Annotated in this window: 11 protein-coding genes; 8 read left to right on the forward strand and 3 right to left on the reverse strand. The window is 65.5% G+C overall.

Translation table 11 applies throughout. From position 1 onward, the window contains the following. Nucleotides 1-63: 63 nt before the first annotated feature. Both GA566_RS25640 and GA566_RS25645 read left to right on the forward strand, forming a co-directional pair. Nucleotides 64-870: a DUF3800 domain-containing protein gene (locus GA566_RS25640; protein ID WP_237380656.1), complete on the forward strand. Its 807-nt coding sequence runs from the start codon at nucleotides 64-66 to the stop codon at nucleotides 868-870. A gap of 227 nt (nucleotides 871-1097) precedes the next feature. After that, nucleotides 1098-2006, forward strand: coding sequence for a mechanosensitive ion channel family protein (locus tag GA566_RS25645; protein WP_160474393.1), 909 nt, complete (start codon nucleotides 1098-1100; stop codon nucleotides 2004-2006). A gap of 135 nt (nucleotides 2007-2141) precedes the next feature. Here the strand turns inward: GA566_RS25645 and GA566_RS25650 are convergent, their stop codons facing one another. Together GA566_RS25650 and edd are read right to left on the reverse strand one after the other, a co-directional pair. Next, the gene (locus tag GA566_RS25650) at nucleotides 2142-3272 is read right to left on the reverse strand and encodes an IS481 family transposase (RefSeq protein ID WP_160473112.1); all 1131 of its coding nucleotides are present in this window, start codon (nucleotides 3270-3272) and stop codon (nucleotides 2142-2144) included. A gap of 125 nt (nucleotides 3273-3397) precedes the next feature. Further along, nucleotides 3398-5224 (reverse strand): phosphogluconate dehydratase, encoded by a 1827-nt coding sequence (gene edd, locus GA566_RS25655; protein WP_160474394.1) that lies wholly within the window; start codon nucleotides 5222-5224, stop codon nucleotides 3398-3400. A gap of 265 nt (nucleotides 5225-5489) precedes the next feature. Here edd and zwf point away from each other — a divergent pair, with 265 nt between their 5' ends. Genes zwf through GA566_RS25680 form a run of 5 tightly spaced genes read left to right on the forward strand, consistent with a single transcriptional unit; the run spans nucleotide 5490 to nucleotide 10723 of the window. Continuing rightward, on the forward strand, nucleotides 5490-6938 hold the full coding sequence (gene zwf, locus GA566_RS25660) for a glucose-6-phosphate dehydrogenase (RefSeq protein WP_160474395.1): 1449 nt from the start codon (nucleotides 5490-5492) through the stop codon (nucleotides 6936-6938). Nucleotides 6939-6977: 39 nt separating this feature from the next. Then, complete coding sequence (gene pgl, locus GA566_RS25665; RefSeq protein ID WP_160474396.1) at nucleotides 6978-7667, forward strand: 6-phosphogluconolactonase; 690 nt, start codon at nucleotides 6978-6980, stop codon at nucleotides 7665-7667. Beyond that, nucleotides 7664-8662 (forward strand): glucokinase, encoded by a 999-nt coding sequence (locus tag GA566_RS25670; RefSeq protein ID WP_160474397.1) that lies wholly within the window; start codon nucleotides 7664-7666, stop codon nucleotides 8660-8662. The genes pgl and GA566_RS25670 overlap by 4 nt, the downstream gene beginning before the upstream one ends. A 16-nt stretch (nucleotides 8663-8678) precedes the next feature. Continuing rightward, nucleotides 8679-9389: a response regulator transcription factor gene (locus tag GA566_RS25675; protein WP_160474398.1), complete on the forward strand. Its 711-nt coding sequence runs from the start codon at nucleotides 8679-8681 to the stop codon at nucleotides 9387-9389. Further along, nucleotides 9389-10723 (forward strand): ATP-binding protein, encoded by a 1335-nt coding sequence (locus GA566_RS25680; RefSeq protein WP_160474399.1) that lies wholly within the window; start codon nucleotides 9389-9391, stop codon nucleotides 10721-10723. The genes GA566_RS25675 and GA566_RS25680 overlap by 1 nt, the downstream gene beginning before the upstream one ends. Nucleotides 10724-10906: 183 nt before the next feature. Here the strand turns inward: GA566_RS25680 and GA566_RS25685 are convergent, their stop codons facing one another. Further along, a complete protein-coding gene (locus GA566_RS25685; RefSeq protein ID WP_160474400.1) occupies nucleotides 10907-11842 on the reverse strand; it encodes a 2-hydroxyacid dehydrogenase in 936 nt (311 codons plus the stop codon). A gap of 412 nt (nucleotides 11843-12254) precedes the next feature. Here GA566_RS25685 and GA566_RS25690 point away from each other — a divergent pair, with 412 nt between their 5' ends. Continuing rightward, complete coding sequence (locus GA566_RS25690; protein ID WP_160474401.1) at nucleotides 12255-13988, forward strand: OPT/YSL family transporter; 1734 nt, start codon at nucleotides 12255-12257, stop codon at nucleotides 13986-13988. Nucleotides 13989-14022 lie beyond the last annotated feature (34 nt).

A 14022-nucleotide genomic window follows, 5' to 3' on the forward strand; every position in this document is an offset into this window, starting at 1 on the left:
CCCGCAACGCCCCGTTCGTTGCGGGCTTTCGTGTTTCTACAGCCCGGCAGGAGCGAAACTCAATTGCAGCACTACGTTGTTTATCTGGACGAGTTCGGACATATCGGGCCGTTTGTCGCGCGAGACCACGCCAAGTACAACGATAGCCCGGTATTTGGGCTGGCTGGATTCATGCTCCCGGCTGCGCAAGTGCGTGAGTTTGCCATTTACTTCTACAAGTTGAAGTGCCACTTGCTGGCTTGGGATCTGGAGCACAAGAATCCTCATGACCTTCCGGCCTGTCGCTGGGAAAAGAAGGGCTCTGCCTTGTTCACTGCGCGCAATGTGTTGACATACCAGTCATTGCGCCAGGCCACGTTCCGATTGCTGAATCGAATTGCCGCAGTTGGCGGGCATGTGGTCTACACCGGAGAGCACAAAGTATCGGACGCTGGCCTGCATTTCCCCGCAGAGATATTCAAGCGACAACTACTTTGTGCGGTCAGGCAAGTGGATGGGCACTGTGCGCAGACGAATGCCACATGCATGGTGCTGCTCGACCACCAGGATGCCGGCGACGAATGGCGAGAGCGCAATGTCGAAGCATGCACGGTCGCCATGTTTGAAGATGAGGATGGAAGGTGCCGCAGATTGATCGAGCCACCGCTGCAAGGCGAAAGCCATCTCTTCCAGACCCTTCAGTGCGCCGATTGGCTTTGCGGACTCATCGGACGCTTGAGCGCCCATGCTGCGGCGCCCGACGAGTACGCAGATTGGGCTGTATTTCACAAATACTTCCACGATCGTGTGCGGGCGGTGGCTCTGGACAGCAGTGGTATCCAGGAACACGCGCGAGTCATGACTTCCGAACCTGTTGTGGAGCTGGATTGAAGGAGGAGAAGCGACCGGCACAATCTGCGCAGGAGATGTAAAGACTTCACACTCGGTTGACGCGCTGTCGTTGAAAGCGGCGATAACGACATTCGATGGGCATCGCACGCGGTGTCTGTCCACGCTTGAGCCTACGCAGAAACGGGTACGCTTTTTCCCCTCCACCGGCCTCGGCTGGCACATCCTTCGCAAGTCTTGTCGGTTTTGCCATTTTCCGGAGCCGACGCATGGACTTGAATTTCATCGATCACGCCAAGCTGGAGGCCACCTGGGCCTATCTGGCCCAGTTCGCCGTCAGTCAGGGGTTGAATTGCCTGGCCGCGCTCGCGATTCTGCTGGCCGGCTGGTGGCTCTCCGGCCGGGCGGCACGCGCGTTGCACAACGGTTTGCAGCACACCCATGTGGATGACACGCTGCGCCCGATGCTGGCCAGCGTCGCGCAATGGGTCGTGCGGGTGTTGACCGTGGTGCTGGTGCTCTCCCAGTTTGGCGTGCAGACGGCCAGCATCATCGCCATGCTCGGCGCGGCAGGGTTGGCGATCGGGCTGGCGCTGCAAGGCACGCTGCAGAACATCGCGGCCGGGATCATGCTGGTCTTGCTGCGGCCGTTCCGGGTCGGGCAATACATCGACGCGCAAGGCGTGGCCGGGACCGTGCGCGAGACCGGGCTGTTCATGACGGAGCTGAAGACCTTCGACGGCGTTTGCCTGCGCGTTCCCAACGGCAAGATCTGGGGCAGTCCGATCATGAACTACAGCGAGAACCCCACGCGGCGGATGGACATCGAAGTCACCGTTACCTTCGACAGTCCGATACAGGCGGGGCTCGACGCCCTTCGCGCCATGCTCGACAGTGACAAGCGGTTGCTCGAATCCCCGGCGCGCGAGGTCATGGTGGTGCGCTACACCGACCGTGGCGTCACGCTCAATGCGCGCTACTGGACGTCGAACGATGACTTCTGGAGCGTGCAGTACGGGATGTTCGCCAAGCTGAAGCGGACGATGGAGGATGCGGGTTGTCGAATCGCGGTGCCGGTGCAGGAGGTTCGGGTGCCGGAGGTGGTCGATGCAGACAATGAGCGCGAAGGCGGAGATGGGTATCGCGACCGGATTCTGCTGTCGGGGAAGCCGAACTGAACGAGCTGAAACGTACGCAGAAACGGGTACGCTTTCTCTGCCGCTGACCTGCTCCCCTCTCCCGTAAGCGGTGTACAGACCGGAGACATGGGTAACAGGTGTTCGGAGACATGGGTAACACGTGATCTGCGCGTATCACAGTACGCGCAGGTCGAGTTCCCCTATCTCAAACCGGCTGAACCAGATGCCGAAGCAGCCGTCCTCCTTCTTTGGGCGTAGCGCGATGCGCTGTCCGATGAAAGCCTTGCCAATCTTCACGCGTCGTCTCCGCACTTCTATCCGCGCGTTGCTGCCCACTTTATAGACCAGGTCCGTCGACAGGTACTCCACTTCCGGCAGCGATTTGGGATAGGCGATGGTGCTGGCACGGTAGTGCTCGAGCGGCACCTCCATCTTCAGCGCCTCGTGCGGGCGCTGGCCGTTGTAGCGTTCGCGATAGTGATCAAATGCACGCTGGGCTTGCGCGTTATCGACAAAGCAGCGGTCCTGCAATAGCTCGACCTTGAGCGTGCGATGAAAGCGCTCGTCCTTGCCCTGTGTCTGAGGATGATATGGGCGCGAATGACTGACGGCGATGCCCAAGCGCATCAGCCACACCGTCAGCGCCGTATAGCCCAAGCCGTCCGCACCTCCGCCCCAGGGCGGTCCGTTGTCCATGGTCATGCGCTGTGGCAACCCATAGCGCTGGAATGTCGCGATCAGTCTTGGCTGGACCGTTTCGCCGCGCTCATCGCCACACGCAGCCAGGCACAGGCTAAAGCGCGAATGGTCATCGAGTACCGTCAGCGGATGGCAGTGCCCGTGGCGGTTGGGCACATGGCCTTTGAAGTCCATCTGCCACAGGTCGTTGGGCTGCGCATGCTCGAAGCGCCGGAGCGGCGCCTGCGCAGCGGCCATGCCTTCGCCCAGTCGGCCGTGGCGACGCAAAATCTCGTGAACGGTACTGGGCGCCGGCACCCAGGCCGTGCCCTCGTTGTGCAGCAATCGCGCCAGCTTGCGAGCGCCCCAATAGGGGTTCTCGTCGCGCAGCACAACGATCCGCTGCTCGATGTCCTCGTCGGTCCTGGCGGGACTCAGTTCCGGCCGACGGCTCTGGTCGGCGAGCCCATCCGGGCCTTGCCCGTCATACCGCTGCAGCCACTTGTACAGCGTCTTGGGCGAGATGCCGTAGCGCCTGGCCAACTCGCGACGATTCGCTCCCGGCTGGCTGGCCAGCACCATTAATTCCCTGCGTTGATCCATGAGTGACACTTCCTTCCACGGCATGGCAGGTCTCCCAAAAGACACTGCCAGCCAGTCTAGATGTGTTACCCATGTCTCCGAACAGGTGTTACCTATGTGTCCGGGCTATACAAGCGGGAGAGGGGAGACAGACGTTGGGAGAGCGCTAGTCATTCCTCCTCCCCAAACAACGAACAAGCCCCCGTTTCCGCCGTTCCCACATGCTTGCGGAACCCCCCAAACAGATCGCGCCCCACGCCATGGCGGTTCGGCGTCAGGTCAGGTTTATCGGCGTCGCGCGCAGAGAGTTCGGCGTCAGACACCTTCACCGTCAGCACACCAGCCGGGGCATCCACGCGCACGATATCTCCCGTGCGAACGCGCCCGATGGCACCCCCCGTCAGCGCCTCGGGGCAAACATGGATGGCTGCCGGCACCTTGCCCGAGGCACCCGACATGCGTCCATCGGTGACCAGCGCCACATGGAAGCCGCGATCCTGCAGCAGCGTCAGCGTCGGCGTGAGCTTGTGGAGTTCGGGCATGCCGCATGACGCCGGGCCCTGCCACGGCAGCACGGCGATAAAGTCCCGTTCGAGTTCGCCGCGCTTGAATGCCGCCAGCACGTCGTCCTGATGATGGAACACGATGGCAGGGGCTTCCACCACCTGATGCTCGGGCTTGACCGCAGAGGTCTTGATCACGCAGCGGCCCAGGTTGCCGTCGAGCACCTTGATGCCGCCATCGGGGGCAAACGCATTGCCGGGCGTGCGCACGATGGTGTCGTCCAGCGGCTGCGTCGGGCCATCGGTCCAATCCAGCTTGCCGTCGCGTAGGGTGGGTTCGCGTGTGTAGTCGCGCAGGCCACGGCCGACGATGGTGTTCACGTCGTCATGAAGCAGCCCTTCGGCCAACAGGCCCTGGATGACGATGGAGAGCCCGCCCGCCGCTTGAAACTGGTTCACGTCGGCCTTGCCGTTCGGATACACGCGCGCCAGCAGCGGTACGGCGGCGGAGAGTTCGTCGAAATCGTCCCAGGTCAGCTGGATACCGGCCACGCGCGCCATGGCGATCAGGTGCAGCGTATGGTTGGTGGAGCCGCCCGTGGCCACGAGTCCGACGATGCCGTTGACGAACGCGCGTTCATCGAGCACCTCACCAATCGGCATGTAGCGCTCGCCACCATGCACGAGTTTCAGCGCCTGCCGCGCCGATTCGCGCGTCAGCGCCTCGCGCAGCGGCGTGCCGGGATTGATGAACGCGGTGCCTGGCAGATGCAGGCCCATGATTTCCATCAGCATCTGGTTGGAGTTGGCCGTGCCATAGAACGTGCAGGTGCCGGGACCGTGATACGACTTGGTTTCCGCTTCGAGCAAGCCGTGCCGGTCGATCTTGCCTTCCGCGTAAAGCTGGCGGATGTGCGCCTTTTCCTCGTTGCCGATACCCGTGGTCATGGGCCCGGCCGGCACGAACACCGCAGGCAGATGGCCGAACGACAGCGCACCCATCACCAGCCCGGGCACGATCTTGTCGCACACGCCGAGGTACAGCACGCCATCGAACATCTGGTGGGACAGCGCCACGGCAGTGGCCATGGCAATCACATCGCGCGAGAACAGTGAGAGGTCCATACCGTCCTGGCCCTGCGTCACGCCATCGCACATGGCCGGGGTGCCGCCCGCGAACTGCGCGGTGCCGCCAGCTTCGAGCGCGGCTTCCTTGAGCCATTGCGGATACGACTGCAGCGGCTGGTGGGCCGAGAGCATGTCGTTGTAGGCCGATACGATGGCGAGGTTGGGCCGCTCCTGCGCCTTGAGCCGGATCTTGGCGTCGTCAGGCATCGCGGCCACGGCGTGGGCCAGGTTGGTACATGAGAGATTGCTGCGCTCGACCTTCTGGCCAGCCATGGCGCGGGTGCGGTCGAGATAAGCCTGCCGGGTCGGGGCACTGCGGGCCACGATGCGGGCCGTGACCCGTTCAAGGACGGGGTGTCGGGGCATGGGGATCTCCTGTGGGGGCGCTTCTCAGCGTAGCCGAAAACGGCGGACGCCACCGTCATGCAACTTTCATGCGCGCCGTCACACAATCCAAAGTGCACGCAGAAACGGGTACGCTCTGGCCCCCGATACTGCCTGGCAGCCTCGTCGCGCGCACAAGCGCGGGCGAGTGACGTAACATGGCCGGAGCATTTGGCTGGAACCAAAGCGCCGCCCGGCGAGACTCATAGTGCCGGGGGCAAACCCCCGCAAGGAGCCCAGGGTGAGCATGCCCGATTTCGACATGGTGCTGTTTGGCGGCACCGGTGACCTGGCGCGGCGCAAGCTGCTGCCGGCCCTTTTTGATGCGCACCGCTGCGGTGTGCTGCATCCTTCGGCACGTATCCTCGCCACGGGAAGCCACGAGCAGACCACCGAACAATACAAGGCCACGCTGGAAGACACGGTGCGGCCCGGCCTGGAACATGCCCCGCCTGATGCCTGGGCCTCGTTCCTCGACCGTATCTGCTACGTGCAGGCCGATGCCCGCCAGCCGGGCCATTTCGATGCGCTGGCCGAGAAGGTGCTGGCCCGCAAGCCCGAAGTGGTGGTCTGCTACCTGGCCACCGCTCCCCACATCTTTGTCCCGATCTGCGAACAACTGGCGCGTACAGGCCTGAACACGCCGAATGTGCGCGTGGTGCTGGAAAAGCCGCTCGGGCATGACCTGGAATCGTCCGAGGCCATCAACGCGGCCGTCGCGCAGTTCTTCGCCGAGGACCAGATCTACCGGATCGACCACTACCTGGGCAAGGAATCGGTCCAGAACCTGATGGCGATCCGCTTCGGCAATGCGCTGTTCGAGCCGCTCTGGCGCCGCGAGTGGGTGCAGGACGTGCAGATCACCATCGCCGAGGAACTGGGTGTGGAGAAGCGCGGCGACTTCTACGACCAGACCGGCGCGCTGCGCGACATGGTGCAGAACCACCTGCTCCAGATGCTGTGCATGGTGGCGATGGAGCCGCCGGCGAGCCTCAGCGAAGACGCCATCCGCGACGAGAAGATCAAGATCCTCAAGGCGCTCAAGCCGATCCAGCCGCAGGACGTGGCCGAGAAGACCGTGCGCGGCCAGTATCGCGCCGGCGCCATCGGCGGCAAGCCGGTGGTGGGCTACAACGAGGAACAGGGCATCGCCCCGGACAGCCGCACCGAGACGTTTGTCGCGGTCAAGGCCGAGATCGCCAACTGGCGCTGGGAAGGCGTGCCGTTCTACCTGCGCACGGGCAAGCGGATGCAGTCGCGCGTGGCCGAGATCGTGGTGCATTTCCGCGATGTGCCGCACGCAATCTTCCCCAAGCCGCTGGGACTGTCGCCGCAGAACCGGCTGGTGATCCAGTTGCAGCCCGAGGAAAGTATCAAGCTGTACTTCCTGGTCAAGCAGCCCGGCGACACGCTGGAACTGACACCCACTTCGCTCGATCTCGACTTCGCCACCTCGTTCAAGAAGCGCCGCGCCGGTGCCTATGAGCGCCTGTTGCTGGACGTGATTCGCGGCCGGCTCGGTTTGTTCGTGCGTCGCGACGAGCAGGTGCAGGCGTGGCGCTGGGTGGAGCCGATCATCGACACCTGGGAACAGAGCACGGTGCCGCCCAAGCCGTACACAGCAGGCACCTGGGGCCCGGCTGCTTCGTCCGCGCTGATGTCGCGCGACAACGCGCTGTGGCACGAGGAAGTCTGACGCGTCGCTGAACACCCAAACCCACCCACAGGAGCCTCCATGCGCCAGTTCGAACATGCCACCGTGATGGACCAGGCCGAATCGCTGGCGATGTCGATCGGCCACGCGTTGGAACTCGTGATCAAGGCCAAGGGCTGGGCGGTGCTGGCGGTGTCGGGAGGCAAGTCGCCGCTGCCGATGTTCGAGCGGCTGCGCTATCGCCCGATCCGCTGGGATGCAGTGACCGTGACGCTCGTGGATGAGCGCGCCGTGCCGCCCGATCACGCCGACAGCAACGGCGCGATGGTGCGCAATCATCTGCTGCGCGAAGGGGCGGGTGTGGCGGGCTGGGCGCCGCTGATTCGCGACGAGGCAGAAGCCGCCGATCCGCAGCGCGCCGTCGCGCGCCTCAACGCGCCATTCCATCAGCCGGACGTAGTCGTGCTCGGCATGGGCGAGGACGGCCACACGGCTTCCCTGTTCCCGGAATCGCCCGAGTTGCAGGCGGCGCTGTCCGATCCGCAGCCGGGCTACGTGGTCACGCATCCCGGCACGGCGCCCCACGCGCGCGTGACGCTGAACCTCGCGGCACTGCTCGCCGCCGAGCGTACCTTCCTGGCCGTCTCCGGCGACAAGAAAAATGCCGTGCTCGAACGCGCGCTGGCGGCGCCCACGCCGGCGCTGCCGGTCAGCGTGGTGCTGGCGCGCCATCGGCGCGGTGTCGATATTTTCCGAACCGAGAACACATGACCCACGGATACCCGCGCCTGCTGGCCGATGTCGGCGGCACCAACGTGCGTTTTGCGCTGGAGACCGCGCACATGCAGATCGGCGAGGTCACGGCCTACAAGGTGGCCGATTACCCGTCGCTCGAAGCCGCCATGCGCCGGTATCTGGAGACGCTGGCCGCAAACAACCAGCCGCGCCACGCGGCCATCGGCCTCGCCAATCCGGTGACCGGCGATCACGTCAAGCTGACCAATCACAACTGGGCGTTCTCGATCGACGCGATGCGCGACGCGCTGGGCCTGCACACGCTGGTGGCGATCAACGATTTCACATCGCTCGCGCTGGCGCTGCCATGGCTGCCTGCCGAGGGACTGGTGCAGGTGCGCGAGGGCACGCCCGTTGCCACAGCGCCTCGCGCGCTGATCGGTCCCGGCACTGGGCTGGGCGTCTCGGGCCTCGTCCCGGCACCCGGCGGCGGTGCGGTGGCGCTGGCAGGCGAGGGCGGCCATATCGAGGTGATGCCCGATACCGACGACGAATGGATTGCCTGGCGTGCCGCCCATGCGCAACTGGGCCGGGTGTCCGCCGAGCGCCTGTTGTCGGGTATGGGCCTCTCCCACATCCACGCCGCCCTGTCCGCAGAAACGGGTACGCTTTTGTCCGAACCGCTGACTCCGGCACAGGTCACCGAGGGTGCGCTGAAGCAGGGCGATCCCCTGTGCCGCCGCGCGTTCGACGCGTTTTGCGGCCTGCTGGGCTCGGTGGCCGCCGACGTGGCGCTGGTGCTTGGCGCGCGCGGCGGGGTGTATATCGGCGGGGGCATCGTGCCGCGCTTCGTCGATGCATTCCGCGCATCGCCCTTCAATGCCCGCTTCACGGACAAGGGCCGCATGGGCAAGTATCTGGCCGAGGTCCCCGTGTACGTGATCACGGCCGACTATCCCGCGCTGCCCGGGCTGGCGCGAGCGCTGGCCGACCGGCTCGAAGGCGATATGCGCCACGCCGCCCGCTCCTGAGACATCGAAGATCAACATGCGTGTATTGCTGGTGGAAGACGACGCCATGATCGGCGAGAGCGTGAAGGTGGCGCTGCGCCAGGAGGGCTTTACGGTGGATTGGGTGCGCGATGGCGACGCAGGACTCGATGCCGCCACGGACCAGCACGGCCCGCGCGCCGATGGTGGCTATGACATCGTGCTCCTTGACCTGGGTTTGCCGCGCCGTTCGGGCCTTGATGTGCTCAAGGCCCTGCGCGCACGCAACTTGCGCACACCGGTGCTGATCGTCACCGCCCGCGATGCCGTGGCGGACCGTGTGGCCGGACTCAATGCCGGCGCCGATGACTACGTGATCAAGCCGTTCGACCTGCAGGAACTGGTGGCGCGCATGCACGCGATGGCCCGCCGCGCCGAGGGCCGCGCGGAGCCGGAACTGCGCTATGGCGACATCGTGCTGAGTCCATCGACCCGCGAGGCAACGCTGGCAGGCGTGCCGGTGCGGTTATCCGCCCGGGAATACGCGCTGCTCTCTGCCCTGATGGCGCGGCCCGGCAAGGTGTGGTCCGTGGCGCAGTTGCAGGAGCGGCTATATGGATGGGATGACGAGGTGGGCAGCAATACCGTCGAGGTGTATATCCACGCGCTGCGCCGCAAGTTTGGCGCCGCAGTGATCCGCAATATCCGTGGCGTGGGCTACCTGATGCCGCAACTTGACGGCGGGGCGCCGGAACAGGCGGCGGACTGATGCGCTCGATTCAACGAACCCTGCTCTGGTGGCTGGCCGCCGGACTGGTCGCCGGCATCGCCGTGGCCACGGCACTGATCTACGGCCAGGCGCGGCAGGAAGCCAACGCGCTGTTCGACTACCAGATGAAGCAGGTGGCCGCCGCGCTGCCGAGCCAGTTCTCGGTGCCGGTAATGCCGCCGTTCGGCGCCAGCGATGGCGCGTCCGCCGACCTGCTCCATGCCGATGAAGACGTGGTCATCCATATCTGGGATGGCTCGGGACGCAGCCTTTACCTGTCTCACGCGCAACCGGTGCTGCCGGCGCGCGCGGAGCTGGGCTTCTCCGATGCGCGGACCGAATCGGGCGAATGGCGCATCTACAGCGTGCAGCTGGGGCCGGCCGTCGTGCAGATCGCCCAGCCGCAGAGCGCACGCCGGACGCTGGCCGCGCACATGGCGCTGCGCACCGTGGCGCCACTGCTGCTGTTGCTGCCGCTGCTGGCGTGGCTGATCTGGCTGGCCGTGGGGCGCGGTTTGCGGCCCCTGCGCGAGATTGCCACGGAAGTACGCGCGCGCGATGCCAATACACTGGCACCGCTGGCCGTGCGCGACATGCCCGATGAAATCGCGCCGCTCTCTGCTGCGCTGAACCAGTTGCTGGCACGGCTGGCGCACGCCATCGACACGCAGCGCGCCTTCGTGGCCGACGCCGCCCACGCGCTGCGGACCCCGCTGACCGCGCTGCAGCTTCAGGCCCAACTGGTGGAGCGCGCAGACAGTCCGGAGGGAAGGCAGGCAGCCGTGGGCCAGTTGAGGCAGGGGCTGGAGCGATTGACTCACCTCGTGGCCCAATTGCTGACGCTGGCGCGGCAGGAACCCGGCGCTGCACCGCCGCCGCACGAACCCGTCAATCTGCGCACGCTGGCGGGCGAGGTGGTGGCGCATATGTCGCAGGCCGCCATCGATCGCGATATCGACCTGGGGCTGGAGGAGTCGGGCGCCCAAGGTCCGGTGACGATCCGCGGCGATGCCGACGCGCTGCGCATCCTGCTGACCAACCTCATCGACAACGCGCTGCACTACATTCCGAGAGGCGGGCGCGTGGATGTGCAGGTGGCCCATACCGCTGAAGGGATCGAACTGACGGTCACGGACAACGGCCCAGGGATTCCGGCTGCTGAACGAGCGAGGGTGTTCGACCGGTTTTATCGCGTACCCGATGCGCCGACTGGGGGCAGCGGACTAGGTCTGGCGATCGTGGCCGAGGTGGCGCAGTCGCATGGGGCTCGGGTGGCGCTGGAGGATGCGGCGCCGGGGCTGCGGGTGAGGGTGGTGTTTCCGGTGGTGGGGTAGGCTTTCGCCTCCCGCTCGGTTTTGCTCCCCTCTCCCGCGAGCGGGAGAGGGGTTGGGGGAGAGGGCCCGCAGTTCAAATTGCCATATGTCGGCAAGCAGAACCTCCAGCCCTCTCCCCCACCCCTCTCCCACTTGCGCGGGAGAGGGGAGCGCATAGCGACGGATATCGCTATGCGTGAGGAATCACCCCACCGGCGCCACCAGCGCCTCCCCTGCAAAATGCCGCCGCGCGTTTTCCATAAACTGGTTCACCGACGCCAGCACCGCCTCCGGCGACCAGCCTCCCACATGCGGGGTTAGCACGACGTTCGGGCAATCGAACAATTCGACCGGCGGGGCCGGTTCGCTTTCATAGACGTCGAGCCCCGCACCGCCAACCTCCCCAGCACGCAGCGCATCGGCCAGCGCCTTCGTATCCACCACGCTGCCGCGCGCGATGTTCACAAGGTAGCCCGATGGTCCCAGCGCGCGCAGCACAGCGGTATCCACCATGTGCCGCGTCTCGGCGCCGCCCGGCGTAGCCACCACCAGATAGTCCGCCCACTCGGCCAGCGCCATGACATCGGCAAAGTACTGGAAGGGCACGTCCGCGCGCGGACGGCGGTTGTGATAGCCGATCTCCAGGTCGAAGCCTTCGCCTCGCTTGGCAATGCGGCGGCCAATCGTGCCGAGACCGATGATGCCAAGCCGCTTGCCTGAGACATTGGGCGGCAGCGCGATCGAACTGCGCCAGACGCCGTCGCGCGTGGCGCGGTCGAGCGTGGGCACGCGGCGCACGGTGGCCAGCAGCAGCGCCATGGCGTGATCGGCCACGCAGCTGTCGTTGGTGCCAGCGCCGTTGCCTACGGCGATCCCGCGCGCCTGGCAGGCGCCGATAGGAATGTTCTCGTAGCCGGCGCCGAGCGCGCAGACCAGGCCCAGTTCCGGCATGGCGTCGAGTTCTTCGGCCGTGATGCCGGTGGTGCCATTGGTCAGCAAGGCACGAAACGTCTTGCCGCGCGCGGCGATTTCGGTGGCGCGTCCTTCGGGTGTCGGGGCGTAAGCGACTTCGTATTGTTCGGAGACCAGGGTGAGGTGGTCGGGTTCGAGCTGGATCAGGACAAGCAGGGCGGGCTTCATGCGTGACAGCGAGAGGAGAGAGATCTTGTAGTGGATGCCGGCCGGGCCGACGCAACATTCTATGCCTGCGTCCCACAGGCTGCCTGCGCCGGGATCGTCGTTTCGGGCGATTGCCGCGCGTCGGCAGCGTACGCAGAAACGGGTACGCTTTGCGATGTTTCGCTGGGTAGATCACGCAGAAATGGGTACGCTTTGGGCGTTGTCGCGAGACACGAGTCACGCAATTTGTACCGCTGGCCCTCTCCCCCGCCCCTCTCCCGCCTGCGGGAGAGGGGAGACAACAATTGGGATTTCGTATGCTCTCGGGTTGCTCCCCTCTCCCGCACAGCGGGAGAGGGGCTGGGGGAGAGGGCCAGCCGCACAAACTTCGACCACGCCGATCCAAAGCACGCCGACCTCAGCAACCCCACCCATGCAACTCCCCCGCCCCGACACCTGGCAATACCACCTCCTCCTCGGCGCAGCCGGCATGCTCGTGCTTGGACCCCTGGGTGGTATTGCCGCGGCCTACATGAACTTCTCGCTCGGCTTCTTCGTCGGCGGACAGGTTCTCGCAGGCATCCTCGGCTCGGCCGTGACGGCGGGATACGGTGCATCGGGTAGGCACGGCGCCAACTACATCCAGACCGCCGCCGCATCCGTGGCGGGCATGGGTGGCATGGCCGTGGTCATCCAGGCCATGGGCTGGATGGGGATGGCCGAGCCGCCGTTGTGGCAGTTGATCGGCTACATGCTCTGCATCGGCATGTATGGCGTGGGCGTGGGCATGTTGTACACGCCGCTGCTGGTGGACCGGATGCAACTGACCTTTCCTTCCGGCCTTGCCGTTGCCAACATCCTGCGCGCGCTGACAGACCCGGTGCTGTTGCGCCGCTCGATTGCGCGGCTCGCCAGCGGCATGGGGCTGGGTGTGGTGGCGAGCGTTGGCGCATCGCGTATCGCGTGGCTTGGTGCGATCGATCTGTCGGCTTCCACGTTTGGGGCAGGGATGATCGTCGGCGCGCGCATTGGTGTGGCGGCGTTGGTTGGCGGCCTGGTGGGCTGGGCGCTGACACCGTATTTCGTATCGATTGGCTGGCTCGCGCCCGGCGACCCCTATCGCAAGATCACGTTCCTGTTCGCGCTCGGCATGATCATGGGCGCGGCGTTGGTCGACGTGCTGCTGTTGCTGGTCCGTGCATGGCAGCGCTCCCGTCAGGCTCGCCCCGAAGCCGCACTCACGCCCCAACGCTGGATTATTGCGTGGGTGGTGGCCTGGGGGCTGGCCGTGGTGGTGGCTGGCGTGGCGTGGTTCGGGCAGCCGGTGGGCTACCAGTTGATGGCGGTGCTGCTGGTGCTGGTGTTCGCGCTGGTCAACGGTATCTCGGTGGGCATGGTCGACCAGAACCCGATCTCGTCGGCCTTTGTGTTGACGGTGATCCTGATGGCTGCCGTGGGTTTGCGCGAACCGCATATCGGCCTGATCGCCGCGACGGTGCTGCTCGTCTCCACGGCGGAAGCGTGCGACATGCAGCAAGACCGCTCAACCGGCTGGCGGCTGGGGACAAACCGCATGGTCCAGTTCGGCTATCAGGTCGCCGGTATCGTGGCAGGCGCGGTGCTGGCCGTGCTGCTGGCGCGACTGTTCATGGAGGCGTACCCGGTATTGCGCCTCGATCAGACCGTACTGTCCGCCGACCAGCAACCCGCGCGCTGGACTTCGGCCATGACATACAAGATTGTTGGCGCGCTGCGCAGCGTGACCGAGGATCGGCCCTATCAGCGGCTGGCGGTGTGGATCGGTGTCGGCATCGGACTGGCAACGGAGATCCTGCGCAAGGTGATCCGCGCTTCGGATCGCTATCGCGCCTTCGTGGAACGCAGCCGGCGCGGCAAGGTAGCTGACTTCGTGCTCGATGCCGTGGTGCTGCCGTCGCCGTATGCATCCTCATTCGGCGGATTCGTGAACCTGCCTGCGGCGGCGTGGATGGCGGCGGGCGGTGTGGTGGCGAGTCTCGCGGAAAGCCGCACCCGGCCGGCATCGAAAGATGCAACGTTGCCGGAAGACATGAGTACCGCGTCGCTGATCGGCGGTGGTCTGATTGCCGGCGATGCGCTGGCGGCGCTGGGATTCGGTATTGCGGGCTTGCTGGCGGTGATGCACTGAGCGGCGCGGGGCGCGCTCCGGTGTCCCCGCGCGT

Source organism: Cupriavidus sp. SW-Y-13, from assembly GCF_009793345.1.
GTDB lineage: Bacteria > Pseudomonadota > Gammaproteobacteria > Burkholderiales > Burkholderiaceae > Cupriavidus.

Coding starts and splice junctions, on each gene's coding strand:
- GA566_RS25645 (WP_160474393.1), top strand. CDS start 1,098: ATGGACTTGAATTTCATCGATCACGCCAAGCTGGAGGCCACCTGGGCC.
- GA566_RS25650 (WP_160473112.1), bottom strand. CDS start 3,272: ATGCCGTGGAAGGAAGTGTCACTCATGGATCAACGCAGGGAATTAATG.
- edd (WP_160474394.1), bottom strand. CDS start 5,224: ATGCCCCGACACCCCGTCCTTGAACGGGTCACGGCCCGCATCGTGGCC.
- zwf (WP_160474395.1), top strand. CDS start 5,490: ATGCCCGATTTCGACATGGTGCTGTTTGGCGGCACCGGTGACCTGGCG.
- pgl (WP_160474396.1), top strand. CDS start 6,978: ATGCGCCAGTTCGAACATGCCACCGTGATGGACCAGGCCGAATCGCTG.
- GA566_RS25670 (WP_160474397.1), top strand. CDS start 7,664: ATGACCCACGGATACCCGCGCCTGCTGGCCGATGTCGGCGGCACCAAC.
- GA566_RS25675 (WP_160474398.1), top strand. CDS start 8,679: ATGCGTGTATTGCTGGTGGAAGACGACGCCATGATCGGCGAGAGCGTG.
- GA566_RS25680 (WP_160474399.1), top strand. CDS start 9,389: ATGCGCTCGATTCAACGAACCCTGCTCTGGTGGCTGGCCGCCGGACTG.
- GA566_RS25685 (WP_160474400.1), bottom strand. CDS start 11,842: ATGAAGCCCGCCCTGCTTGTCCTGATCCAGCTCGAACCCGACCACCTC.
- GA566_RS25690 (WP_160474401.1), top strand. CDS start 12,255: ATGCAACTCCCCCGCCCCGACACCTGGCAATACCACCTCCTCCTCGGC.